The organism is Pseudomonas sp. H1_D05, assembly GCF_054682705.1.
Genome location: NZ_CP162825.1, coordinates 4,947,373 through 4,973,084 on the forward strand (window position 1 = coordinate 4,947,373; position 25,712 = coordinate 4,973,084).

The 25,712-nt window shown below is 61.0% G+C and carries 16 protein-coding genes; 3 read left to right on the forward strand and 13 right to left on the reverse strand.

The genetic code is table 11. From position 1 onward, the window contains the following. Nucleotides 1–215 precede the first annotated feature (215 nt). From AB4O11_RS22380 to glgB, 3 genes are all read left to right on the forward strand, one after another. Nucleotides 216–2,213 (forward strand): alpha-1,4-glucan--maltose-1-phosphate maltosyltransferase, encoded by a 1,998-nt coding sequence (locus AB4O11_RS22380; protein ID WP_460128590.1) that lies wholly within the window; start codon nt 216–218, stop codon nt 2,211–2,213. Nucleotides 2,214–2,373: 160 nt separating this feature from the next. Continuing rightward, on the forward strand, nt 2,374–5,715 hold the full coding sequence (gene treS, locus AB4O11_RS22385; protein WP_460128592.1) for a maltose alpha-D-glucosyltransferase: 3,342 nt from the start codon (nt 2,374–2,376) through the stop codon (nt 5,713–5,715). A gap of 2 nt (nt 5,716–5,717) precedes the next feature. Continuing rightward, complete coding sequence (glgB, locus tag AB4O11_RS22390; protein WP_095050725.1) at nt 5,718–7,949, forward strand: 1,4-alpha-glucan branching protein GlgB; 2,232 nt, start codon at nt 5,718–5,720, stop codon at nt 7,947–7,949. 129 nt (nt 7,950–8,078) lie between these two features. Here the strand turns inward: glgB and AB4O11_RS22395 are convergent, their stop codons facing one another. From AB4O11_RS22395 to glgA, 13 genes are all read right to left on the reverse strand, one after another. Further along, complete coding sequence (locus AB4O11_RS22395; protein WP_460128594.1) at nt 8,079–9,146, reverse strand: autotransporter domain-containing protein; 1,068 nt, start codon at nt 9,144–9,146, stop codon at nt 8,079–8,081. Between the two features lie 387 nt (nt 9,147–9,533). Beyond that, entirely contained in the window at nt 9,534–10,316 is a 783-nt protein-coding gene (locus AB4O11_RS22400; RefSeq protein ID WP_460128596.1) for an endonuclease/exonuclease/phosphatase family protein, read from the reverse strand. Between the two features lie 199 nt (nt 10,317–10,515). Next, nucleotides 10,516–11,274, reverse strand: a complete 759-nt coding sequence (locus AB4O11_RS22405; protein ID WP_257354945.1) for a PIG-L deacetylase family protein — start codon at nt 11,272–11,274, stop codon at nt 10,516–10,518. Between the two features lie 156 nt (nt 11,275–11,430). After that, nucleotides 11,431–12,117, reverse strand: a complete 687-nt coding sequence (locus AB4O11_RS22410; protein WP_093432945.1) for a glycosyltransferase family 2 protein — start codon at nt 12,115–12,117, stop codon at nt 11,431–11,433. Beyond that, the gene (locus AB4O11_RS22415; protein WP_099759048.1) at nt 12,114–12,713 is read right to left on the reverse strand and encodes an SAM-dependent methyltransferase; all 600 of its coding nucleotides are present in this window, start codon (nt 12,711–12,713) and stop codon (nt 12,114–12,116) included. The genes AB4O11_RS22410 and AB4O11_RS22415 overlap by 4 nt, the downstream gene beginning before the upstream one ends. Beyond that, a complete protein-coding gene (locus AB4O11_RS22420; protein WP_460128598.1) occupies nt 12,710–13,468 on the reverse strand; it encodes a PIG-L deacetylase family protein in 759 nt (252 codons plus the stop codon). Before AB4O11_RS22420 ends, AB4O11_RS22415 begins: the two co-directional genes overlap by 4 nt. After that, nucleotides 13,465–14,463, reverse strand: a complete 999-nt coding sequence (locus AB4O11_RS22425; RefSeq protein WP_093432936.1) for an acyl-CoA dehydrogenase family protein — start codon at nt 14,461–14,463, stop codon at nt 13,465–13,467. The genes AB4O11_RS22420 and AB4O11_RS22425 overlap by 4 nt, the downstream gene beginning before the upstream one ends. 1 nt (nt 14,464) lies before the next feature. Beyond that, nucleotides 14,465–16,624, reverse strand: a complete 2,160-nt coding sequence (gene glgX, locus AB4O11_RS22430; RefSeq protein ID WP_186624737.1) for a glycogen debranching protein GlgX — start codon at nt 16,622–16,624, stop codon at nt 14,465–14,467. A 227-nt stretch (nt 16,625–16,851) separates the two neighbouring features. After that, nucleotides 16,852–17,166: a DUF2934 domain-containing protein gene (locus AB4O11_RS22435; RefSeq protein WP_093432930.1), complete on the reverse strand. Its 315-nt coding sequence runs from the start codon at nt 17,164–17,166 to the stop codon at nt 16,852–16,854. 27 nt (nt 17,167–17,193) lie between these two features. Then, complete coding sequence (locus tag AB4O11_RS22440) at nt 17,194–19,962, reverse strand: malto-oligosyltrehalose synthase (RefSeq protein WP_460128600.1); 2,769 nt, start codon at nt 19,960–19,962, stop codon at nt 17,194–17,196. Beyond that, nucleotides 19,959–22,037, reverse strand: coding sequence for a 4-alpha-glucanotransferase (gene malQ / locus AB4O11_RS22445; protein WP_194934965.1), 2,079 nt, complete (start codon nt 22,035–22,037; stop codon nt 19,959–19,961). The genes AB4O11_RS22440 and malQ overlap by 4 nt, the downstream gene beginning before the upstream one ends. Beyond that, nucleotides 22,034–23,836: a malto-oligosyltrehalose trehalohydrolase gene (gene treZ, locus AB4O11_RS22450; RefSeq protein WP_460128602.1), complete on the reverse strand. Its 1,803-nt coding sequence runs from the start codon at nt 23,834–23,836 to the stop codon at nt 22,034–22,036. The genes malQ and treZ overlap by 4 nt, the downstream gene beginning before the upstream one ends. An 18-nt stretch (nt 23,837–23,854) precedes the next feature. Continuing rightward, nucleotides 23,855–25,441 (reverse strand): glycogen synthase GlgA, encoded by a 1,587-nt coding sequence (glgA, locus tag AB4O11_RS22455; protein WP_460128605.1) that lies wholly within the window; start codon nt 25,439–25,441, stop codon nt 23,855–23,857. Nucleotides 25,442–25,712: the final 271 nt, after the last annotated feature.

A 25,712-nucleotide genomic window follows, 5' to 3' on the forward strand; every position in this document is an offset into this window, starting at 1 on the left:
GATGACCTCCGTGTGGCACATGGCGTGAGAAGTGCTTAAGTGGATTGACCACCCTGCACGCAATTCGATCCGCTTTTCTGACACGGCAATTTCATCTGAACTTTTCCCGGCGCCGGTCGCTCGGAACCTAAGTGAGTTCATTTCGGGGCAGGTGCTTCGTTGTGAACACTGATCCGGCACAAGAGCGTCCTTGGGGCGTTAAGGAGAGATGCTCAATGACTGCTGAAAGACCTTCTGAACTGAGCTACAACCCGCACATGCCGCTGTCGCAGGCGTTGCTGCTGCCGCGCATTGCCATCGAAAACACCATGCCGACCCTCGATGGCGGGCAGTTCGCCGTGAAGTCGATTGCCGGCCGTGAGGTGGTGGTCACCAGCAAGGTGTTTGCCGACGGTCACGACAAACTCGCGGTGCGCATCCGCTGGCGCGAGGAAGGCGAGGAGACCTGGCAAAGCGAGGTCATGGCCGATCAGGGCAACAATGGCTGGCAAGGCCAGTTCCGCCCAGAGCATCAAGGGCGCTTCCTCTATTGCATCGAGGCGTGGATCGATCACTTCGCCAGTTTCCAGTACGAACTGGAGAAAAAACACAGCGCCGCCGTACCGGTTTCGCTGGAGTTGCAGGAAGGCCGGAGCATGGTGCAACAGGCCGCCGAGCGCAGCGAAGGTCAGCTCAGTGAACAGCTCGCCGCGTTGCACCACGAATTGTCCGGGCTGCTCGAAACCGAGCAGGTCGCGCTGTTCCTGCACTCGCGCAGTGCGCAGTTGATGGCTGAGGCCGATCACCGCGCCTACCTGAGCGTCAGTCCGGAATATCCGGTAGATGTCGAACGCGAACTGGCCGAATTTGCCAGTTGGTACGAACTGTTTCCGCGCTCGATCACCGACGATCCCCACCGTCACGGCACCTTTAATGACGTGCATGCGCGTTTGCCGATGATTCAGGACATGGGCTTTGACGTGCTCTATTTCACGCCGATCCACCCGATTGGTCGCGCCCATCGCAAGGGGCGCAACAATTCCCTGACCGCCGGTCCCGATGATCCCGGCAGCCCTTATGCCATCGGTAGTGAGGAGGGTGGTCACGAGGCGATCCACTCGCAACTCGGCACTCGCGAGGACTTCCGCCGATTGGTCGCCGCTGCTGCCGATCACGGCCTGGAAATCGCCCTCGATTTCGCCATTCAGTGTTCCCAGGATCACCCGTGGCTCAAGCAGCATCCGGGCTGGTTCAACTGGCGCCCGGACGGCACGATCAAATACGCGGAAAACCCGCCGAAGAAATACCAGGACATCGTCAACGTCGACTTCTATGCGCCGGACGCGATTCCGAGCCTGTGGGTCGAATTGCGCGACATCGTCATTGGCTGGGTCGAAGAGGGCGTGAAGATCTTTCGCGTCGACAATCCGCACACCAAACCACTGCCGTTCTGGCAATGGCTGATCGCCGATGTTCGGGCGCTATATCCGGAAGTGATCTTCCTCGCCGAAGCCTTCACCACGCCGGCAATGATGGCGCGGCTGGGCAAGGTCGGTTACACGCAGAGCTACACCTATTTCACCTGGCGCAACAGCAAGGCTGAGCTGGCGACGTATTTCACTGAGCTGAATGAATCGCCGTGGCGCGAATGCTACCGGCCGAATTTCTTCGTTAATACGCCGGACATCAACCCGGCATTCCTGCACGAATCCGGGCGTCCAGGATTTCTGATTCGTGCGGCGCTGGCGACCATGGGTTCAGGCTTATGGGGCATGTATTCGGGGTTCGAGCTGTGCGAGTCGGCGCCGGTGCCGGGCAAAGAGGAATACCTCGACTCGGAGAAGTACGAGATCCGCATCCGCGACTTCACCGCGCCGGGCAACATCATTGCCGAGATCGCCCAGCTCAACCGCATCCGCCGGCAGAACCCGGCGCTGCACACGCATCTGGGCCTGAAGGTCTACAACGCCTGGAACGACAACATTCTGTATTTCGGCAAGCGCAGTGTCGACGGCAGCAACTTCATTCTGGTCGCGGTCAGCCTTGATCCGCATAACGTGCAGGAGGCGAATTTCGAACTGCCGCTGTGGGAAATGGGCCTGCCCGATGACGCGACAACCCACGGTGAGGATTTGATGAACGGGCATCGCTGGGACTGGCATGGCAAGTACCAGTTCATGCGCATTGACCCGGCGTACCAGCCATTCGGCATCTGGCGAATTACCGCTACGTAATGATCGTTCCCACGTCGAGGCGTCGAACCGTCTGCGTGGGAACGCATCCCGGACGCTCCGCGTCCCAGAAACTGACGCAGAGCGTCCATGGCGGCATTCCCACGCGGAGCGGGGGAACGATCATCGTGGGGGCTTTTAAAGCATTCAGCAGGAGTTTCACATGGCGAAGAAACCCAAGGCAGCCACCTTTATCAAAGACCCGCTCTGGTACAAGGACGCGGTGATCTATCAAGTTCACGTCAAATCGTTTTTCGACTCCAACAACGACGGGATCGGCGACTTTCCCGGCCTGATCGCCAAACTCGATTACATCGCCGACCTCGGCGTCAACACCATCTGGCTGTTGCCGTTCTATCCCTCGCCACGTCGCGACGATGGCTACGACATCGCCGAATACCGTGGCGTGCACAGCGATTACGGGACCATGGCCGACGCCAAGCGCTTTATCGCCGAGGCGCACAAACGCGGTTTGCGGGTGATTACCGAACTGGTCATCAACCACACCTCCGACCAGCACCCGTGGTTCCAGCGTGCGCGCAAGGCCAAGCCCGGCTCGGCGGCGCGGGACTTTTACGTGTGGTCGGATGACGATCAGAAATACGACGGCACGCGAATCATTTTCCTCGATACGGAAAAGTCCAACTGGACCTGGGACCCGGTCGCCGGCCAGTACTTCTGGCACCGTTTCTATTCGCACCAACCGGATCTGAATTTCGACAATCCGCAAGTGATGAAAGCCGTGCTCTCGGTGATGCGCTACTGGCTGGACATGGGCATCGACGGCCTGCGCCTCGACGCGATTCCGTACCTGATCGAGCGTGACGGCACCAATAACGAAAACCTGCCGGAAACCCACGACGTCCTCAAGCAGATCCGCGCCGAGATCGACGCCAATTACCCCGATCGCATGCTGCTCGCCGAGGCCAACCAATGGCCCGAAGACACCCAGCTGTACTTCGGTGATACCGATGCGGCAGGCCTTAACGGTGATGAATGCCACATGGCGTTTCACTTCCCGTTGATGCCGCGCATGTACATGGCGCTGGCTCAGGAAGATCGTTTCCCGATCACCGACATTCTGCGCCAGACCCCGGAAATTCCCGCCAACTGCCAATGGGCGATTTTCCTGCGCAACCACGATGAGCTGACGCTGGAGATGGTCACCGACAAAGAGCGTGACTATCTGTGGAATTACTACGCGGCTGACCGTCGGGCGCGGATCAACCTCGGCATCCGCCGTCGTCTGGCGCCGTTGATGGAACGCGATCGCCGCCGCATCGAATTGCTCAACAGCCTGCTGCTGTCGATGCCGGGCACGCCGACCCTGTATTACGGCGACGAGATCGGCATGGGCGACAACATCTACCTTGGCGACCGCGATGGTGTGCGTACGCCGATGCAGTGGTCGATCGACCGCAACGGCGGCTTCTCCCGTGCCGATCCGGCCAGCCTGGTGCTACCGCCGATCATGGACCCGCAATACGGCTATCTGTCGGTCAACGTCGAAACCCAGTCCGGCGATCCGCATTCGCTGCTCAACTGGACCCGACGCTTGCTCGCTGTGCGCAAACAGTCCAAGGCGTTCGGCCGTGGCACGTTGAAAATGCTCTCGCCGAACAACCGTCGCGTGTTGGCTTACACGCGCGAATTCACCGATGCCGATGGCAAACACGAAATCATTCTCTGCGTGGCCAACGTCTCGCGCAGTGCGCAAGCGGTGGAGCTGGACCTGTCGGCCTACGTCGGCATGGTGCCGGTGGAGATGCTCGGCGGTAATGCCTTCCCGCCGATTGGCCAGTTGAATTTCCTCCTGACCCTGGCGCCTTACGGTTTCTACTGGTTTGCACTGGCGGCGGAAAACCAGATGCCGAGCTGGCACGTGGAGCCGGCGCAAAGCCTGCCGGACTTCACCACGCTGGTATTGAAAAAACGCATGGAAGAATTGCTCGAAGCGCCGTCGCGCACATCGCTGGAGCAAAACATTCTGCCGAGCTGGCTGCAGAATCGCCGCTGGTTCGCCGGCAAGGACGCGGCCATCGACAAGGTGCATCTGGCGTACGGTGTGCGTTTCGGCGATGCGCAGCATCCGGTGCTGCTCAGCGAAATAGAAGTCACCAGTGGCGGGCAGACCAGTCGTTATCAGTTGCCGTTCGGCTTTATTTCCGAAGATCAGGTCGGCCCGGCGTTGCCGCAGCAATTGGCCTTGTCCCGTGTACGCCGAGTGCGACAGGTCGGCTTGATTACTGACGCGTTCAGCCTTGAAACGTTTATTCGTGCGGTGCTGCAAGGCATGCAGAACAACACCGTGCTGGAGTCGAGCGAAGGCGAAATCCGCTTCGCACCGACGCCGCATCTGGAAACGCTCGGCCTCGATACCGAGTCGGAAGTGCGTTATCTGTCTGCCGAGCAATCGAACAGTTCGGTGGTGATCGGCAATAGTCTGGTGCTTAAGCTGATACGCAAAGTCGCTTCTGGCGTACACCCGGAACTGGAGATGAGCGCTTACCTGACCGAGGCCGGATTTGCCAATATCTCTCCGCTGCTCGGCTCGGTGATTCGCCGCGATGCCAAGGGTGAAGACAATCTGCTGATGATCGCCCAAGGCTATCTGAGCAATCAGGGCGACGCCTGGGAATGGACGCAGAACAACCTCGAGCGGGCGCTGCGCGATGAGCTGGCCGATGCCATGTCCGAACAGGAACAGCATTACAACGCCCTCGGTGAACTGAAGGATTTTGCCGGCATGCTCGGTCAGCGTCTGGGTGAGATGCACAAGGTGCTCGCCGCGCCCACCGACAATGCCGACTTCGCCCCGCAGGTGTCGACGGCCAAGGACATGCAGGCCACCGGCAAGGATGTTGTGGCGCAGGTCGAACACGCGCTGAAACTGCTCAAGCAGCATCAGGGCGAACTCAATGCGGCGGATCAGAAACTGGTCAAACGCCTGATCGACGAGAAGAAAACCATCCTCACGCACGTGCAGGATCTGGCGAAAAAGGCCGTCGGCGGTTTGCGCATTCGCGTCCACGGCGATCTGCATTTGGGCCAGGTGCTGGTGATCAAGGGCGATGCCTACCTGATCGACTTCGAGGGTGAACCGGCGCGGCCATTGGGCGAGCGTCGTGGCAAACACAGTCCGTACAAGGATGTCAGCGGCGTGCTGCGCTCCTTCGATTATGCGGCTGCAATGACCATCAACGTGCACAACGTTGACCACAGCGCCGAGTCTGAAACGGCGCGGCGCCTGGTCGCCGAGCGCTATCTGCGTGAGGCCCGCGAGGCATTTGTTCAGGCATATCGCCGCGCGGCAGCTAGTCTTGATCATGCCTGGCAAGATCCTGAAGGTGCCGACGCCGCGCTGGCGTTGTTCGGCCTGGAGAAGGCGGCCTATGAAGTGGCCTATGAAGCCGAAAATCGCCCCACGTGGCTGCCCGTGCCGTTGCACGGTTTGTATGGGTTATTGACGGGGCTTAAACCCTTTTCCGATCTTGGTGGAGAGTAGTCATGAGTTTCTCGAACAAGGAACAGGGTGCGGTTAAAGAAACATTGCTGCCCTCGGCGAAAGATATTGATGCCTTGGTCCGCGCTGAACATCACGACCCTTTTTCCATTCTCGGCCCGCACGGCGATGGCGCTGGCGGGCAGTTCATTCGTGCATATCTGCCCGGGGCGCTGAGTGTCGTGGTGCTGGACAAGGACAGCGGTGAAGAACGCGGTCCGCTGGAGCAGACCGAAACGCCGGGGCTGTTTGTCGGCCATTTCGATCAGGCGCGGCCGTATCAGTTGCGTACGCGCTGGGCCGGCGGCGAACAGGTTGCCGAGGATCCTTATAGCTTTGGCCAGTTACTCGGTGAAATGGACTTGTATCTGTTCGCCGAAGGCAATCACCGTGACCTCAGCGCCTGTCTCGGCGCGCAATTGAAAACAGTGGATGGCGTCGACGGCGTACGCTTTGCGGTGTGGGCGCCGAATGCCCGGCGCGTGTCGGTGGTTGGCGATTTCAACGTCTGGGACGGCCGCCGCCATCCGATGCGTTTGCGGCACCCGTCCGGGGTCTGGGAACTGTTCATCCCGCGCCTGCAAGCGGGCGAGTTGTACAAATACGAAATTCTTGGCGCCCACGGCATTCTGCCGCTCAAGGCTGACCCGATGGCGCTGGCCACCAGCCTGCCGCCGGACACCGCTTCGAAAGTCGCTGAACCGCTGCAGATCGACTGGCAGGATCAGGAGTGGATGAGCAGCCGACGCGACCGGCAGAAACATTCGGCGCCGCTGTCGATCTACGAATTGCACGCCGGTTCGTGGCAGTGCGAACTGGATGATCTCGGCGAAGTCGCCCGCCAGTACACCTGGCCGGAACTCGCCGAACGCTTGATTCCCTACGTCAAGGAACTGGGTTTCACCCACATCGAACTGATGCCGATCATGGAGCACCCGTTTGGTGGCTCCTGGGGTTATCAACTGCTTTCGCAATTCGCCCCGAGTGCGCGGTACGGCTCGCCGGCGCAGTTCGCTGAATTCGTCGACGCCTGCCACCGCGCCGAGATCGGCGTGATTCTCGACTGGGTACCGGCGCATTTCCCTACCGATACTCACGGTCTCGCCCAGTTCGACGGCACCGCGCTGTACGAATACGGCAACCCGCTGGAAGGGTTTCATCAGGATTGGGACACGCTGATCTACAACCTCGGCCGCACCGAAGTGCACGGCTACATGCTGGCTTCCGGGTTGCATTGGTTGAAACATTTCCATGTCGATGGTTTGCGCGTCGATGCGGTGGCTTCGATGCTCTATCGCGACTATTCGCGCAAGGCAGGCGAATGGGTGCCAAACCGGCATGGCGGTCGGGAAAATCTGGAGGCCATCGACTTCTTGCGGCATTTGAACGATGTGGTCGAACTGGAAGCACCGGGTGCGCTGGTCATCGCCGAAGAATCCACGGCGTGGCCCGGTGTCAGCCAAAGTACGCAGCAGGGCGGCCTCGGTTTTGCCTACAAATGGAACATGGGCTGGATGCACGATTCGTTGCATTACATTCAGCAGGATCCGGTGTACCGCGCGCACCATCACAACGAGTTGAGTTTTGGTCTGGTCTACGCTTGGTCCGAGCGTTTCATCCTGCCGATCTCCCACGATGAAGTGGTGCACGGCAAGCATTCGCTGATCGACAAGATGCCCGGCGATCGCTGGCAAAAATTCGCCAACCTGCGCGCGTATCTGAGTTTCATGTGGACCCATCCGGGCAAGAAACTGTTGTTCATGGGTTGCGAGTTTGGCCAGTGGCGCGAGTGGAATCACGATCAGCAACTGGATTGGTATCTGCTGCAGTACTCCGAGCACAAGGGCGTGCAGAAACTGGTCGGCGATCTCAATCGGCTGTATCGCGAAGAGCCGGCGCTGCACGATCAGGACGACGCGCCGCAGGGTTTCCAGTGGTTGATCGGCGACGATGCGATCAACAGCGTTTATGCCTGGTTGCGCTGGAGCAAGGAGGGTAAACCGGTGCTGGTGGTGGCCAACTTCACGCCGGTGCCGCGTCAGGCCTATCGCGTGGGTGTGCCGTTTGCCGGGCGCTGGACTGAATTGCTCAACAGCGATGCCGACACCTATGCCGGTTCCAATTACGGCAATGGCGGCGGGGCGTTTACCGAGGAGGTGCCGAGCCATGGCCAGTCGTTGTCGCTGGAGCTGAATCTGCCGCCGTTGGCGGTGTTGATCCTTAAGCCGGAGGGTTGATCCGGTACCGCAAAACCTGTGGGAGCGAGCTTGCTCGCGAAGGCGATATGTCAATCAACAATGATGTTGAACGTTACACCGCTTTCGCGAGCAAGCTCGCTCCCACAGGGGCCTTCGGTAGCCTGAAGATCACCAACGCATCCGCACCCCAAGGCTGCCAATGATCCCGTTCAAATCATTGTCATCGACATCACTGCTGTAATCGGCACTGACATACAGACTCACCACAGGCGTCACCCGCGCCACCAGCCCCAGGCCCAACTCAACGGTCGATGACTTGCGGCTGCTGCTGATCTTGTCGACCTGATCCAGCGTCACCGTGCTGCCGGTATAAACGGTGTGCCACAGGTTGGTGCGCACATAAGGTTCGACCGGCAGACCATTCAAATCGTAACTGCCTTTCAAACGGGCACCGACGCGGCCGCTCCAGGCCGTCAGATCGGTGGAGGACGCATTGCCCGAGCCGGCGTAGGGCGTGTCGAGGGTGATGCGTTGATTGATCAATTGCGCCTGCGGTTCGACCACCCAGTTGTCGCTCAAGCCAATTGGATAACCGCCTTCTACCGACAAGGTCAGTGCACTGCCTTCGGTAGCCTGGCGTGCACCTTGTTCATTGCGACTGAAACCGCTGACCCGGCCACCGCTGGCCGACAGATCAACGTGCCAGCCTTGCGCACCAGTGAGGCTGTAGTAGGCCCCGAGGCTCTGGCCTTGCAGATTGAGGGTGTCAGTGTTCGGATCGGCCAAGGCGCGACTTGTGAGCACCCCGTTGCCATTGGCTTGAATCTGATTGACGCCGCCGATCAAGCCGATGGTCTGGGTATGCCCGCCACCTTGTACGGTCAACACGGCTGGCCCTTTGAAGTCGCCGCTGCCGGGCATTGCGAAGCCTGACGACAGCACATCGGTTTGCGCCTGGCGGGCGTTTCGACCGTACAACTCGTCCCAGGCCGACGGTGCGAGGTCTTCGGTAATCAAGCGCGTGCCCCGCAGATCGGGCCGTGGGCTGAAGCGTTGCGGGCCGGGGGTAATGACGGTGACGGGCAACGTCATCACGGGCACATCCGCGCGGTACCACAGGGTCGTTTCATCCGCCGCAGGACCGGCCTGCGCCTCCATGGATGAGCACAGCAAGATAGAACTCGACACTGTGCAGAAAGTGATTTTGATCTCGTGTGGGGTGATTGAAGTTCTCATGGAGGTCTACCTTGCAGGCGCATGCGGCATCTCGATGTGGCGTCTCTCCTACCCCGAACGAGGGGCGACCGAATGGAGCGGGGCGAACCGTGGCCGCTCGATTTCGCGAGTGTCCTAGGCTCGTCCCGGTAGTTATTCCGGGGGTAGTAAGGTAGAGATAAGAAGAGTCGAGCGTGCCCGTCAAGAAATTGAACGATGAGCGGTAGTGGCAAAACAGGCTTTGCAAGCGTTTGTTTTTCTGCACATAACTAAGTGGTTGTTTGTATGGAACAACCCAGCCAAAAACCCGGTTCAGAGCGCTTCAGTTACCGACAGAAGGTCTGCCGGCACTGAAAGGGCATAAGGGATGTCAATCTGGCGCATAGGGTATTGCTGTCATTAATGCGGTTACAGATGCACTTCAACCGCCAATGGCAGGTGATCGGACAGATGCGTCCACGGCTTGTTGCCGAGGATCTGCGGGTCATGACTACTGGCATTGCGCAGGTAGATCCGGTCCAGTCGCAGCAATGGAAACCGCGCCGGATACGTCTTGGCTGGGCGCCCGTGATGGCGCTCGAAGGCTTCGTGCAAGTAATCGCGACGGGCGAGGGCGGCGTTGCCCTGTAACTGCCAGTCGTTGAAGTCGCCGGCGATGATCACCGGGGCATCCTCGGGCAGCGATTCAAGCAACTGACAGAGCAGTTGCAGCTGCAATTGCCGATGGCTTTCGAGCAGACTCAGGTGCACGCAGATTGCGTGGACCTCGGTGTGACCCGGCACATCGAGCACACAGTGCAAAAGGCCTCGGCGTTCGGGGCCGGTGATCGACACATCGAGATTGCGGTATTCACGGATCGGGTATTTCGACAGCAGCGCATTACCGTGATGGCCGTCAGGGTAAACGGCGTTGCGCCCGTAGGCGAAATCGCTCCACATGCTGTCGGCGAGAAATTCGTACTGCGAGGTTTGCGGCCATTCGTTGTAACGGTTCGAATGCCGTTCGTGTTCACCCACCACTTCTTGCAGAAACACCAGATCGGCCGAGGTGCTGCGCACCGCTTCGCGCAGTTCCGGCAGGATGAATCGCCGATTGAGCGCGGTAAAACCCTTGTGGGTGTTGACCGTCAGCACCCTGAGGCGATGAATGACGGGCGCGTCGACAACATGACGCTTGGGATCGCTGGACACGTTCACTCCTCTGGATTGCGGGCCGCTTATTCATGCGACTGATGGCGAGGGGCGGCAGTTCCTTCTGGATAATTTCGATTGCACATCAAACCCTGTGGGAGCGAGCGAGCTTGCTCGCGAAGGCGTCGGTCCAGTCGATACGAGTATTGAATGTGACGGCCTCTTCGCGAGCAAGCTCGCTCCCACAGGGAATCAGATATCAGACGAAGACGATTTCGTAAGGCAAACGCATTCTTTCGAGAATCACCGGCGGCAGCATCGGCGCAATACCAATCGCCGGCTCACCCTTGAGCTGACTGGCGTAAGCATGGGTGGCGTGGCTCTTGCGCGCTACGGTCCAGGTGTCGAGGCGCAGTTTGCGCGCGCGTTCCCAAGGGATCAGTTGCTGGTCGCGCTCGGGCCAGTGCCAGGCCCAGACCGGTACGTCGTGGAAGGTCGCCCCGGTTTGTTCCGCTGCCTGTGCGCTGGCCCGACCCACCGCTTCATGGTCGTCGTTGCCATCGCCGCGCCAGGTGCTGAACACCACATCGCCTGGGCGCAGGTAGCGGCTGATGAATTCGGTCACTTGCGCTTGCTGTTCGCACAGAGCGTTGTCAGTGAAACCGCCGCGCACCCATTTCAGACTGTGCATTGGCAAGCCGAGACGGCGCAGGGCCTCGACGCTTTCCTGCGGGCGGAACACGCTCAGGCGTTTTTCCGACCATTGCCGCGAACCCGGGTGGCTGGCGCTGCCATCGGTGATCGAGAGCAATTGCAACGGATGACCGAGGCTGGAGAGTAATTGCAGCAGACCGCCACAGGTGACCACTTCATCGCCCGGATGCGGCGCGATGACCACGGCGCGGGCGCCGGCGGGTACCAGACTTAAAGTATTGATGACCGGGATGTTGTCCAGTTGCGGGGCGCTGTTCCAGATTTGCGCCGACGAACTGCTGTCGCTGAGGGTTAACGGTTTCATGGTGTGACGTCCTTGTGTTGTTTCGCCCTCAGTCGTGCGTTTGGCGGTGATTGCCAGACGCCGCCGACCCGTGAAGGCTGGTTGATTGCCCAGCGACGCTCCGAACCCTGGATTGCCGCGCAGCAGAGTATTGCTCATGAAGCGAAGTTCGTCGCGTCACAGATCAATCTGATCCGCTTTTTTTTGCTCCATCTGTGCCAGGTGTCGCAGATAGTCACCAAAGCCACCGCGCGCACGGCTGTCGAAGCGCGCGCTGGTCAGCACTTGCGGGCGATGACTCCAGGCGATGTTGGCACCGTCCCGTTCCAGTTCCCGCACCAACTGCACATCTTCGTCGCAGGCCAGCGGTTTAAAGCCTCCAGCCCAACGATAGGCGTCGGCGCTGATGCCCAGATTGGCACCGTGGATATGCCGGTGACCATCGCAGGCACGGTAATCCCGGTGATAGCGGATTTGCGCCGCCTCATCGAACGACTCGTGCCAGCGTTCGACCGTGACGGTACCGCATACCGCGTCCGCGCCCAACCCCAGTTGCGCCACCAGCCAGTCGTCGGCCACGCGGCTGTCGGCGTCCGAGCAAGAGATCCAGCGCGCGCCGCGCTCCAGCAATAGCTGCGCGCCGGCCGCCCGGGCCTGGCCAACATTGCGTGCGTCGATGTGCAGGCTCAGCACCGGATAGCGACTGACGATCTGCGCCGAGCGGTCGGTGCAACTGTCGAGCACCACCAACACCTCAACCTTTTCACCGGCCAGCAAACCGTGGCGGCTGGCGCGCACTGCGGCGCTCAGGCAGTCGTCGAGCAGGTCTTCCTCATTGTGCGCCGGGATCAGAATGCCGATCATCGCAAGCCCTCCAGTGCCGCCACCGAGCGCGGTTCGCGGCTCCACACCTCAAGGATGAAGTCCGCTTCCTGATGCAAGACCAGACGGGGCAGATGCAGTTTTTCGTGAATCAGGTCGTGAACCTGCCGCGCATTCAGCGGGCAGCCTTCAATGGGCGGACGCCAGTGACAGGCGAGGAACTGGCCGTCGGCAGTCAGGCAATCACTGGCCCGACGGATCACTTCTGTCAGATCCTGACTATCCAGGTAGTAGCCGATCTCGCTAAATACGATCAGGTCGAATTTTTCCTCCGGCCAGTCGCCCGGAAGACGCTTTTGCCGCACTTCGGCGTGGTCGAACACGCTCAACCGCGTGCGCGCCAGAGTCACTGCCGCACTGGCCGTGTCACAGCACAACAATCGATCGCAACGCGCGGCCAGTTCGGCGCTCAACTCGCCGTTGGCGCAACCCGGTTCGAAGATTGCCCGGTAGTGCGGACGCGGCAGGGCGGCGAGGGTGATCGCGCGTTTGCGCTGCTCATACCAGCGCTCACGGAACGCCCATGGGTCATCGTTGCCGGCAAACAATCCGTCGAAATAGCGATCTTCGACACTCATAGAAACACCACTTCGAAAGGTTGCAGCAGGCGATCGAGCACATAGGGCGCCAGTACCGGACCGAGTCCGGCGTCAGGATCGCCTTCCAGTTGACTGGCGAAAGCGTGCACCGCGAGGCGTTTGCGCGCGACTTGCGCCGGCGTCAGAAGAATCTTGCGTGCGCGTTGCCACGGTACGAAGGCGTCTTCCGGAGTTGCCCAGTGCCAGGTCCACACCGGCAGTTCATGGCAAGTCGCACCGACGCGACGGGCAGCCTCGGCACTGGCGCGGCCGACGGCCTCGTGGTCGCAATGTCCGTCCTCGCTCCACGTGGTAAAGAGCACGTCGTCGGGGCGCAGATGACGCTCGATGAACTCGACCAACTGCGCTTCCTGCGCCGCGACCTGAGTGTCAGTGAAGCCACCGCGCAGCCACTTCACGCGATGCATCGGCAGACCGAGTCGGCGCAGCGCTTCGGCGGATTCCTGTGGGCGCACCACGCTCAGACGTTCCACCGGCCAGCGACTGGAACCGGGATGACTGGCGCTGCCGTCGGTGACCGACATCAGTTGCAAAGGCCGACCGGCCTCGGCAAGCAATTGCAGCAAACCGCCGCAACCGAGCACTTCGTCGTCCGGGTGCGGCGCGACAATCACCGCCCGCGCGCCCGGTGGCACTAGACTGAGGATGTCGATGCTATCCAGTTCCGCCAGATGCCGCGAAGCCTGCCATTGGTGCAGGCTTGTGCCCTGACCGACAATCGGATTGGTTTTCATAAGGCCCATGCCTCCACGGATTGCCCGGCCACCAATTGCCCGAGCGCGGCCAGATCCCGTTCGGCATGGCTCTGGCGCAGAAACACCGGCAGATCAGCGCTGAGCCGGGCAAAGTGGCGATCTTTGCAAAACGGCCCGGCACCGAGGGCGCGGCCGACTTCACGCATGACCTGTTCAGCCGACTGCTCGACCACCGCGCGGGCACGCCGGGCGAGCAATTCGGCGTTGTCCTCGGGATGCGCATCGATGTGCAAGGCGCTGAAACGCAGTACATCGGCAGCGGCCTGCAAAGCGCTGTCGACCGCGCCGAGATGCGCCAACGCGTGCGGTTCCGGACGTTGCCCACACTGGGTGCGCAATACTTCGGCAATTTGCCGTGCGGCGCCGTACCAGCACGCGGCAATACCGATCCCGCCCTGCCAGAAACCCGGGCGTTGCAGATAGTCGCCGGGATTGCCAATGGCCTGCGCTTCGGCACCGTCGAACAGCACCTCGACGCTGCCAGTAGCCGCCATGCCCACCGCTTGCCAGCCTTGCTCGGTGACGGTGACGCCCGGTTGGTCGAGGGCGACGGCGACCAGTTGCTGCTGATCGTCGCCATCCCAGGCGGTGAGCAAGGCGTGGCTGAGCACGGCGGCGCCGGAGCACCATGCCTTGCGTCCATGCAGCGCGACCATGTGCCCGGCCGGGCTGGCTTTGACTCGTGCTTGCGGTGGCTCCGCTGCCCACATGCCCCAAGTGCTGCCCGGCGTAGGTGAGCCGCCGAGTTGTTCAATGATCGCCAGCGCGTCGGTGTGACCTTCGAACAGTTTGCACAGACCCAGGTCATGCCCGCCGACTTCCGCCAACTGCTGAAAGCGCTCCAGCGTGCGGCCACTGCCCGGTAACGGCAGACGATCCAGCCCGGCCTCGACCAGCGCCCGCAGGCACCCGCCGAGGGCTGCGGTGTGCGGATAATCCGTTGGTCGTCGGCTCAGATAACGGTGCAGATCCATATCAGTCTTCTTCGTCACGTTGCAGTTCGAACAGCAGCAGCGAGCGCCCGGTGACCGAGTATTCGTGGCCGAAATCGAAGCGTTCCTGACCACGGATCGACGGCTGATTGGTGTCGATCATGCAGGTCCAGAAACTGCCTTCCGGTACCTCCGGCAAGGTGAAATTGACGATGTCATGATGGGCGTTGACCACCAGCAGCAAGGTCGCATCCGCACCTTTGCGGCGAATCCCGGTTTCCTGCGCGCGGCCGTCGAGCAACATGCCCAGGCAGCGGTTGTGCGCATCGTGCCAATGCTCGGTGGTCATCTCGGTGGCATCCGGCGCCAGCCAGGTGATGTCCTTGACGCCGATGTCCTCGTTGTATTCGCCAACCAGGAAACGGCCGCGACGCAGGATCGGATAGGCCAGGCGCAGCTTGATCAGGCGCTTGACGAATTTCAGCAATGCCTTGCCGTCCTCGCTCAGGTCCCAGTTGACCCAACCGATCTCGCTGTCCTGGCAATAGGCGTTGTTGTTGCCGTCCTGAGTGCGGGCGAACTCATCACCGGCGACGATCATCGGCGTGCCTTGGGCGAGCAGCAGGGTGGCGAAGAAATTGCGCATCTGCCGATGGCGCAGGGCATTGATTTCAGGATCGTCGGTCGGGCCTTCGACGCCATGGTTCCACGACAGGTTGTTGTTGCTGCCGTCCTGGTTGTTTTCGTCGTTGGCTTCGTTGTGCTTGTCGTTGTACGAGACCAGATCGTTGAGGGTGAAACCGTCGTGGGCGGTGATAAAGTTCACCGAGGAGTACGGACGCCGCCCGCGCTGGTTGAACATCTCGCCGGAAGCGGTCATGCGGCTGGCAAAGTCGGCAACCTGGCCGTCGTCGCCTTTCCAGAACGCGCGCACGGTGTCGCGGAATTTGTCATTCCACTCGACCCAACCCGGCGGGAAGTTGCCCACTTGATAGCCGCCGGGGCCGCAGTCCCACGGTTCTGCGATCATCTTCACCTGACGCAGCACCGGGTCCTGGCGACAGGCGACAAGGAAGCTGTGACGCTCGTCGAAACCATCGTGGTAGCGGCCGAGAATCGTCGCCAGGTCGAAGCGGAAACCGTCGACGTGCATCTCGCTGGCCCAGTAACGCAGCGAGTCGGTGACCATTTGCAGCACGCACGGGTGGCTCAGGTCGAGGGTGTTGCCGGTGCCGGAATCGTTGATGTAGTAGCGCTTGTCGTCGGGCATCAAGCGGTAATACGAGGCGTTGTCGATGCCGCGCATCGACAGGGTCGGGCCTTGTTCGTTGCCCTCGGCGGTGTGGTTATAGACCACGTCGAGGATCACTTCGAGGTTGGCTTCGTGCAGGTGCGCGACCATCTCCTTGAATTCGGCGATCTTGCCGCTGGCCAGGTAGCGCGGGTCCGGGGCGAAGAACGCGATGCTGTTGTAACCCCAGTAATTGGTCATGCCTTTGTGCAGCAGATGCTGGTCATTGACGAAGGCATGAATCGGCAGCAATTCGACGGTGGACACGCCGAGCTTGCGAATGTGTTCGAGCACGTCGTCGACCATCAGCCCGGCAAAGGTGCCGCGTACGTTCTCCGGTACCGACGGGTGACGCATGCTGATGCCGCGCACGTGGGTTTCATAAATGATGGTCTTGTCCCACGGCACGCTGACGCGATGGTCATTGCCCCAGGTGTGCGCCGGGTCGATGACTTTGCACTTGGGCACAAACGGCGCGCTGTCGCGTTCATCGAAACTGAGGTCGGCGTCGGGGTGGCCGATGGTGTAGCCGAACAACGCTTCCGACCATTTCAGTTGGCCGACCAATTGTTTGGCGTACGGGTCGATGAGTAATTTGTTGTGGTTGAAGCGGTGACCGTTGGCCGGGTCATACGGACCGTAGACACGGTAGCCGTAGATCAGCCCCGGGTGCGCATCGGGCAGGTAGCCGTGGTAGATCTCATCGGTGTATTCCGGCAGTTCGATGCGTTCGAGTTCGACTTCGCCGGCATCGTCGAAGATGCACAGTTCGACCTTGGTGGCGTTGGCGGAAAACAGAGCAAAGTTCACCCCCAGACCATCCCAGGTCGCACCGAGCGGGAAGGGCAGGCCTTCACGGATTCTCGACGGCTCGGCGTGCGCGGTGGGCTCGGTATTCTTTGGACGGGTCATGATTGCTCCTGCAAAAATCGGGATGGTTCGGTTAACACCAATCCCCTGTGGGAGCGAGCTTGCTCGCGAAAGCGCAATGTCAGTCGACTTCAATGTTGAATGGCAGACCGCATTCGCGAGCAAGCTCGCTCCCACAAGGGATTTGTGTATTTCTTCAGGGCGAGTAAGCCCTCGGTGGCGAGCGAACCCGCCACACGTTCATTCAGTTCAATAATCCGGTTAGAGCGTCAGATCGCCGAAGGCTTCTTCGGCGCCCGAGGCTTTTTCTCGGCAGGCTTTTCGCCTGGGGGAACCACTTTAGCGGCGCTGGCCGGCTTGGCTTTGGCCGGTGGTTTCGGCTTGGCGGCCGGGGCCTTGGCCTCGGCTGTCTTGCCAGCCGGTTTACTGCCGGCAGCTTTCGGCGGTTTCTTCGGTGCCAGCGCTTCCGCTTCGGCGAGCTTGCGCGCCATTTCCCAGTGGCGTTCTTCATGCCCCTCGGGCTTACCTTCCGATTCCCAGATTTGATAGGCGAATTCGCGGATGCGTTTATCGTCGGTACTCATCGCAATGCTCCTGAACTGAACTCATGCTTACGTTAAGTGTTGGATAAAGAGATTGACCGGGACATCCCCCAGCGCGTCGCTGATATTCAGCTCCCTGTTTTTTGTGACTGCGCTGCTTGAAAAAAGTCCCTTCAGGTTTGTCGCAGAGGCGGCGAACGGTAAAACCACTCGCGTATCGCCCCAGCGCAGCGCATCGACCTGAGGTACAGCACCGTTTTCCAGCAGGGTCGCGCAACGGACCGGCACGATCACGATGGCCTGCTTGCCCGCGTGCTCACGGGCAAACGCGAGCACGTTGTGCGCCTGGCTGCCGAGCACTTCCAGGGCCTGGTAGCTGCCCCGGCGGAACAGCTCGGCATACTCCACGCGCAGGTCCAGCACTTGGGCAATCAAGGCTTGCTTGATACGCCCGTCACGCCAGTTCGCCAGCAACTCCACAGGTGGCAATGGCTCCTGCAAAGCGTGTTCGCGAGCGGCGTAATCCACCGGCCGGCGGTTGTCCGGATCGACCAGGCTGAAGTCCCAGAACTCATTGCCCTGATACAAATCCGGTACACCCGGCACGGTCATGCGCAGCAAGGTTTGCGCCAAGCCATTAAGCGCGCCGGCGGCGGCGATGCTGTTGACGGTCTTGCTCAGCGCAGCGCGCAGCAACTCACCTTCCTCACCGGTGAGAAGTTTTTCGGTGAACGCTTGCGCGGCGTTTTCATAGCTTTCGCTCGGTGCGCTCCAACTGCTTTGCAGCTTGGCTTCACGCAGGGCTTTCTGCTGCCATTGCCAGATGCGCTTGGCGTAATCGGCGAAACCCGCCTGGTCGTCGTCACGCAGTTGCAGCGGCCAACTGCCCAGCAACGCTTGATAGAGAATCAGCTCATCGCCGCTCGATGGCATCTGATCATCCACCCGCACCGGGCGGGCGAGGGCGCGCCACAGCTCGATCTGCTCGGCGTACCAATGGCTGCGCTCACTGAGTACGGCCAGACGTGCGCGGGTGTCTTCACCACGTTTGTGATCGTGGGTCGCGGTGGCCAGCAAGTTGTCGGGGAATTCACTCAGCCGTTGTTGATTGACCGCATGAAAGTCGCTGAGCGGAGCGCTGAACTGTTCGGTGTTGTAGCCGACGTCATTGCGCGACAGCAGCACGGCGGAGCGATACAGCGCGGTGTCTTCCACGGCTTTGGCCGCTGCCGGGGAGGTCAGTTGCTGAAAGCGTACGCAGGCATGCTTGAGAATCTTGCGCGAACGCCCGCGCGGTTTACGCCGCCACGGCGTACCGCCAAGCCAGGCGGCAACGCAGTCGAGCACCGGCCAGTCGCCTTCGCCGAGGCTCTGTCGCGCACCGTCCATGGCCTGCTGGAAGAACTTTTCATCCTGCGCGGAGCGGCCCATGGCGCTGATGTACGTGCGATACACCGGGAAGTGCACGATCAACGCTTGCAACACTCGGCGGATCGCCCCGAGGGTCAGATCGCGGGTCATCAGGTCATCGCGGGCGACTTGCAGCAGGGCCTGGGCGACGCTTTCGCAATCGCTGGCGAGCGAGCCGTTGAGGATCTGCTGACGCGCCAGTTGCGCTTCCTCGATGAACGCGGCCGGGCGTTCGCTACGCCGTTGCCAGAGGTCGCCGAGCATGTGTTCGCCATCCGGGTCGTGTTGCAGCAGCGACAGCTGATTCATGAATTCATAACCGGTGGTGCCATCCACCGCCCAGTCGCGGTGCAGGGTTTCGCCGGCGCCGAGGATCTTCTCGACGTAGATCGGCAAATGTCTGCCCGGCGCCAGCAGATCAACCCGGCGGCGCAGTTTGCGGCAGTAGCCGCGCGGGTCGGCGAGGCCGTCGATGTGGTCGATGCGCAAACCATCGACCAGCCCTTCGGCAATCAACTGGAAGATCTTGCCGTGGGTGGCTTCGAACACTGCCGGGCGCTCGACACGCAGCCCGCCGAGTTCGTTGATGTCGAAAAAGCGCCGCCAGTTGATGTCGTCAGCCGCCGTGCGCCAACTCGCCAGGCGATAGCTTTGACGTTCGAGCAACTCATGCAGTTTGTGGAAGCCTTCTTCGCTGGTCGAATCGTAATGCTTCAGGTTGTTTTCGATGGCCTCGGCAATTGACGGATCACTCGCCAGTTGGCGCAATTCTTCTTTGAGCGGAATCGCCAGTGAATGAGCATCGGTCTGATAGCTGAGGGCGCCGAAGCGATCGGCCAACGGCTTCAGCGCATCCGAGGATTTCAGCAGCTCAGGGTAATCATTCGGGCACACCGGGAAGTGATGGTCATAGTGCTCGACATGGAAACTGCCGGTCTGCGCATTGAAGTGCAGTTTCAGCGTGCCTTCCTGCAGGGCCACGCCGTAATCGCTGCCGAGGAACGGCAGCAGCAACTGGCCTTCCATCAGTGGATCCGGCGAATGCCATTGAATGTCGAAGAACTCGCCATAAGGACTCAGCCGCCCCCATTCCAGCAGATCAAGCCACCACGGGTTGTCGCTGCCACCGACCGCCATGTGGTTGGAGACGATGTCGAGGATCAGGCCCATGTTGTGTTCGCGCAATGTGCTGACCAAGCGCCGTAATGCCGGCTCGCCGCCAAGTTCCGGGTTGACCTGGGTCGGGTCGACCACGTCGTAGCCGTGCATCGAACCGGCCCGCGCTGCGAGCAGTGGCGAGGCATAAATATGGCTGATGCCGAGGCGGGCGAAGTACGGCACCAATGGCACCGCGTGTTCGAGGGTGAAACCTTTATGAAATTGCAGGCGCAAGGTCGCGCGCAGGGGCTGGATGAGCGCTTGGTTCATTGGTCACGCTCGGCAGCCTGAAGCCTTGCGCAGGCGAGTAATTCCAGACGTCGCGCCGCATCCGCGCCATCGAGCAGCGCCTCACTGGTGCCGGGCAAGCGCCGTGACCAGTTCGGATGGGTGTCGATGGTGCCGGGCAGATTCGCCTGTTCATTGATGCCCAGCGCATCTTCCAGCGGCAACAGCACCAACGGCGCGCGGGTGTGGCCAAGGAAGCGTACGGCGGCATCGACCACTTGATCGGCCTCGTGGGATTCCTCGCGAAAGTTTTGCGGGTCCTGGCTCAACGCGTTGCGCAGGCCTTCGCGCTCACGCTGGCGGTGATGCCGCCATTCGATTTCACCGTTGGCATCGACAAAGCCCAAGCGCGCGTTCCAGTCGATATCACGACCATGCCACCAGCCGTTGAGCGTTGGCAGGTCGTGGGTGCTGGTGGTCGCCAAGGCGTTGTCCGGCCAGTCGAGAATCGGTTTGAAAAAGGTGTTGTCCTGCTCGAACAGCAGCACGCGCATGCCGAGCATGGAGCGGGCGATGAGCTTTTCACGCAGGCCATCGGGCACCGTGCCGAGGTCTTCACCGAGGACGATGGCCTGGTGACGATGGGATTCGAGGGTCAGCAATCGCAGCAAGTCATCGACCGGGTAATACAGGTACGCGCCATCGGCCGGCGCCGCGCCGTTGGGGATCACCCACAAGCGTTGCAGGCCCATGACATGGTCGATGCGCAAACCACCGGCGTGGGCGAAGTTGGCACGCAGCATGTCGATGAAGGCACGGAAACCATTGCGAATCAGGCCTTCCGGCGAGAATGCGGAAATGCCCCAGCCCTGGCCCGAGCGATTGAGAATATCCGGCGGCGCACCCACGGTCAGGGAGGCGAGCAACTCATCCTGGAAACTCCAGGCCTGGCTACCGGCGCCGTCGGCACCCACCGCCAGATCGGCGATCAGGCCAATGCCCATGCCGGCGCTGCGTGCAGCGGTTTGCGCGCGCTCCAGGCAACGGTGGATCAGCCATTGGCAAAAAGCGAAGTAGCCGATGCGTTCGGCATATTCTTCGGCAAACGCTTCGAGCGCTGCGCCGCGTGGGTCGTGCCAGTGTTCCGGCCATTGTCGCCAGTCGAGGTTTTCACCACGGGCGGCGCGCATTTCCTGAATGGCTTCGAAGCGGCAATGGTTTTCCAGTGCTTCACCACCGGCATGGCGGAAACTGGCGAAGTCCGGGTGCAGCGGGTGGTCACCGGCGACGAAACCTTCATACAAGGCTTGCAGTAGTTTTTGCTTGGCGTCGGCGGCGCTTGGCCAGTCGATCAGGGTCAGGTCTTCCAGTTGCGCAAACTGCTCGGCCAGGCCGGTCGCGTCGATCGCATCGCGCAAAGCGCGCTCACCAAGAATCGCGCCGGGGGCGGCGTACAGGGGATTGAGGAACAGACGACTGGACGGCGAATAAGGGCTGTAGCGCCCGGTATCGGCGCTGAACATCGCGTGCAATGGGCTGATTGCCAGCGCATCGGCGCCGCGTTCACCCGCCACGCGGACCAGATCCTCCAACGCTTGGGTGTCACCGAAACCGCCATCGCCGGGGCGGCGCAGCGAATACAGTTGCGCACTCAGACCCCAAACGCGAGGAATCGGATTATCCACCGCATCGCCGACACTGAAGCAGCGCTCCGGGGCCACGGCCAAGGTGAAATATTGATCGCCGATGTGCACCTGTTGATAGCCGACCGGAATCAGTCCCGGCAGTACTGCTTCAGAATCGAGTTTCAGGTTCAGCCGCGAGCCGTCTTCAAGGTGGATTTCGCACGGGGTTTGCGGGGCGAAATACCGACCCAGATCGAGGCCGACGCCGACATCGCTAGTGAGTAGCGGCGGCAAGTGGCGGTCTTGTTGGGCAGCTTGCAGTTCCAGCAGGCTGGCGTCGATTTCCTGCGCGGTGCTGGCGGGGTGGCCGAGTCCGATCAGAACATTGCGCAGCACCGCCGGGGCGACTTTTTGCGGGCGGCCGTTGGCGTCGATCCAGTCGACGGCAAGGCCGGCGCGGCTTGCAAGTATTTCCAGTTGCGCATCGCTCATAGGCGCTCTCCATCCAGAGGTTGCAAAGGGGTTGCGGCCGTGAGGCTGACAAGCGCGCAATACGCGGGCAGTTCGCCCGATTCCGATAGATCGACGCTGGATGGCTGTTGAAACAACCACACGGCCTCGGTCTGTGGAGGGTTGACCACTGGCGTGTCGCTGAGGTTCAGGTCAATTCGCAGCTCGCTGCCATTGCCCAGACGCCAGCGCGCACTGACCGCGCCATAACCGAGCATATGGGCGCCGAGCGCTTGCGTGCCGGACAGATGCGGGATGATGTATTGATGGCGAAATTGCAGCAGCTTCTGGTACAGCGCGAGGGTTTCCTGCTGTTTCGCGCTGCCATTGCCGATCAACCTCGGCTGTGAGGCGTGGAAGGTTTTTTCGGCGTTCGGGTCGGGAATCTGCTCGCGTTTGTGCGGATCGGTGAAGGCACTGAACGCGGCGAATTCATTGCGGCGGCCCTCACGCACCAACTTGGCCAGTTCACCGTGGTGACTGGTGAAAAACAGGAACGGCTGCTCGGCGGCGAACTCATCGCCCATGAACATCAGCGGAATCATCGGCGACAGCAGTAACAACACGGTCGCTGCCTGCACGGCACGCGGATCGGCCAGGTGATGCAGGCGCTCGCCGAACGCACGGTTGCCGATCTGATCGTGGTTTTGCAGGAACAGCACGAACGCCGTGGAGGGCAGGTGTTCGCTGGGTTCGCCGCGTGGTTCGCCATGGCGGGTGATGTGGCCCTGGAAAACAAAACCCTGACTGAGGCAGCGCACCAATTGTTCGGTGGGTTGTGCGGCGTAGTCGGCGTAATACGCATCGGTTTCGCCAGTGAGCAGGACGTGCAGGGCGTTATGGCCGTCGTCGTTCCACTGCGCGTCGTAGTCGTATTCCAGCAGGCTCGACTGGTTGAGTTCGTTTTCCACGGTCAGCCAGACATGCCGACTGGGGTCGATCTGCGCGCGGATGCGTCGGGCCATTTCGCTGAGAAAATCCGGATCCTCAATGGCATGCACGGCGTCGAGGCGCAGGCCGTCGAAACGGTATTCGAGCAGCCACATCAGCGCGTTTTCGATGAAGAACTCGCGCACTTCGCTGCGACGAAAATCGATCGCCGCGCCCCACGGCGTGTGCTTGTCTTCGCGAAAGAAGCCTTTGGCGTAACGGTGCAGGTAATTGCCGTCCGGGCCGAAGTGGTTGTAGACCACGTCGAGAATTACCGCCAGACCGTGGCTGTGGGCGCTGTCGATCAGGTGTTTGAGTTGTTCCGGCGTGCCGTAGGAGGCTTGCGGGGCGTAGGGCAAAACACCGTCGTAGCCCCAATTGCGTTCGCCAGGGAACTGCGCCAGCGGCATCAGTTCGATGGCGGTGATGCCCAGGCCTGCAAGGCGCGCCAGATGTTGTTCGACTTCCGCGAAACCACCGAGCGCACCGACGTGCAACTCGTAGATCACCGCTTCGCTCCATGGCCGACCGTGCCAGGCCGTGTGTCGCCATTGATAAGCCAGAGGATCGACCACCACGCTGTGGCGGTCGAGGTCGCCATCCTGGGCTCGGGAGGCCGGGTCGGGCACCTCCAGTTCGCCGTCGATGTTGTAGCGGTAGCGGGTGCCCGCCGGACAGCGGGCCTTGATCACAAACCAGCCGTCTGCCTGAGGCAGCATCGGCAGCGACTGGCCATTTTCAAGTTCGACACTCACGTAAAACGCATCCGGCGCCCATAGCGCAAATTGCGTGTGTTCGGCGTCCAGCATGATCGCGCCGTGGGGCCAGGTTTCAGTAGACCGTAACGGCATCGTGGTGAACCTCCCTGGTTATTTGTGGTGAGCTTTACCCAGCGCCTTGGCGACCAGTTGTTCGTAGAGTTCGGCGTACGGTTCAACCGCTTTGCACCAGTTGAACGGCGCAGCCATTGCCCGGCAACGCATGGCGTTGAGCAGTTCGGGGAAGGCGAATACCTTGAATGCGCGGCTCAGGGCCTCTTGATAGCTTTCAGCGCTGGACTCATCGAAGAGGAAACCGGTGACGCCGTTTTCAATGGTGTCGGCCAGACCGCCGGTATTGCGCGCCACCGGCAGCGAGCCGAAACGCTGGGCGTACATCTGACTCAAACCGCAAGGCTCATAACGCGAAGGCATCAGCAGGAAATCGCTGCCGGCAAACATGCGTCGGGCGTCGGTTTCGTTGAAGCCGATGCGCACACCGATCTGCCCTGGAAAGCGCAGCGCCAGTTCGCGCATGGCTTGTTCTTCTTCCGGCTCGCCGCGACCGATGATTGCGATCTGGCCACCGTTCTGCACGATGTATTCGGATACCGCTATCGTCAGGTCCAGACCTTTCTGGTAGACCAGTCGCGATACCACAGCGAACAACGGTCCGGTGGAATCGTTGAGGCCGAACAGCTCACGCACGTGCGCGGCGTTGATCGCCTTGCCTTCCCAGTCGCCAATGGCAAACGGTGCAAACAGGTGCGGATCGGTCGCAGCGTCCCAGCTCTCATCGATGCCGTTGGGGATACCACTGAGCAAGCCTTGCTGAGTCTTGGCGGCGAGAAAACCGTCGAGGCCACAGCCGAAATCCGGGGTGGTGATTTCCTGCGCGTAAGTGGCGCTGACCGTGGTGATATGGCTCGAATATGCCATGCCGGCCTTGAGGAACGACATCTTGCCGTAGAACTCCATGCCTTCCTGTTGCAGGGCATGGGCTGGAATCCCCAGCTCCGGGCAGGAACCGAGGCTGGTCACGCCTTGATAGGCGAGGTTGTGAATGGTGAACAGGGTGGGCGTACGCTGCCCGCGCCAGTGCATATAGGCAGGCGCGAGACCGGCCGGCCAGTCATGGGCGTGCACCAGATCCGGGCACCAGTGAATTTGCGCGAGGTTGGCGGCGATGTCGGCGGCGGCCAGACCGAGGCGGGCGAAGCGAATGTGGTTATCCGGCCAGTCGCGGCCGTTATTGGCGCCGTAGGGCGAACCTTCGCGCTCATAGAGTTCGGGGCAGATCAGCACGTAGATGACCAGACCGTCCGGCATGTCCATGCGCCCGATCTTGCACGGCGGCAGCGCTGCGTGGCCGCCCAGTTCGCCGATGATGTGGATCGGGTTTTCGCTGTGCATCACCTGCGGGTAACCGGGGATCAACACGCGCACGTCGTGCAGATGAGCCATGGCCCGGGGCAGGGCAGCGGAGACGTCACCCAGACCACCGGTCTTGACCAGATCGGCGATTTCCGAGGTGACGAACAAGACTTTTTTCTTATTGGGGTTCTGGCTCGCTACCGGAGTCAGCGTTTTTGTGCCGGGGATGTTGATCTGTCGGCTGCCAGGAACACTGATGGTGCTCGATTCACCAACCGCCTGCTGAGCACGCTCTCCCTGAATTTCCAATGCCGCACTGATCATATGAATCTCCCGTCTCGTTGATCTGATTCTTGTCTTGAACAAGCGATGTCCATGGCCAAGTCCTGTGGCCGGGCGCAAACGCGCCACGCATCGGTGAGCAAACGCTACCCAACACGCGCAAGCAGAATGGGTGAACGGGCCGTTGCAAGGATTGCACCAGTCGCTATGGCCCTGTCTTTCAGATGACCAGCCGCCGCGCGCAAAAGTTTCGACTTTTTTTCCGCGATGTGACCGGTCGGTTTTACCCCGCGAAAGTCAGTCTAGGCCAGAT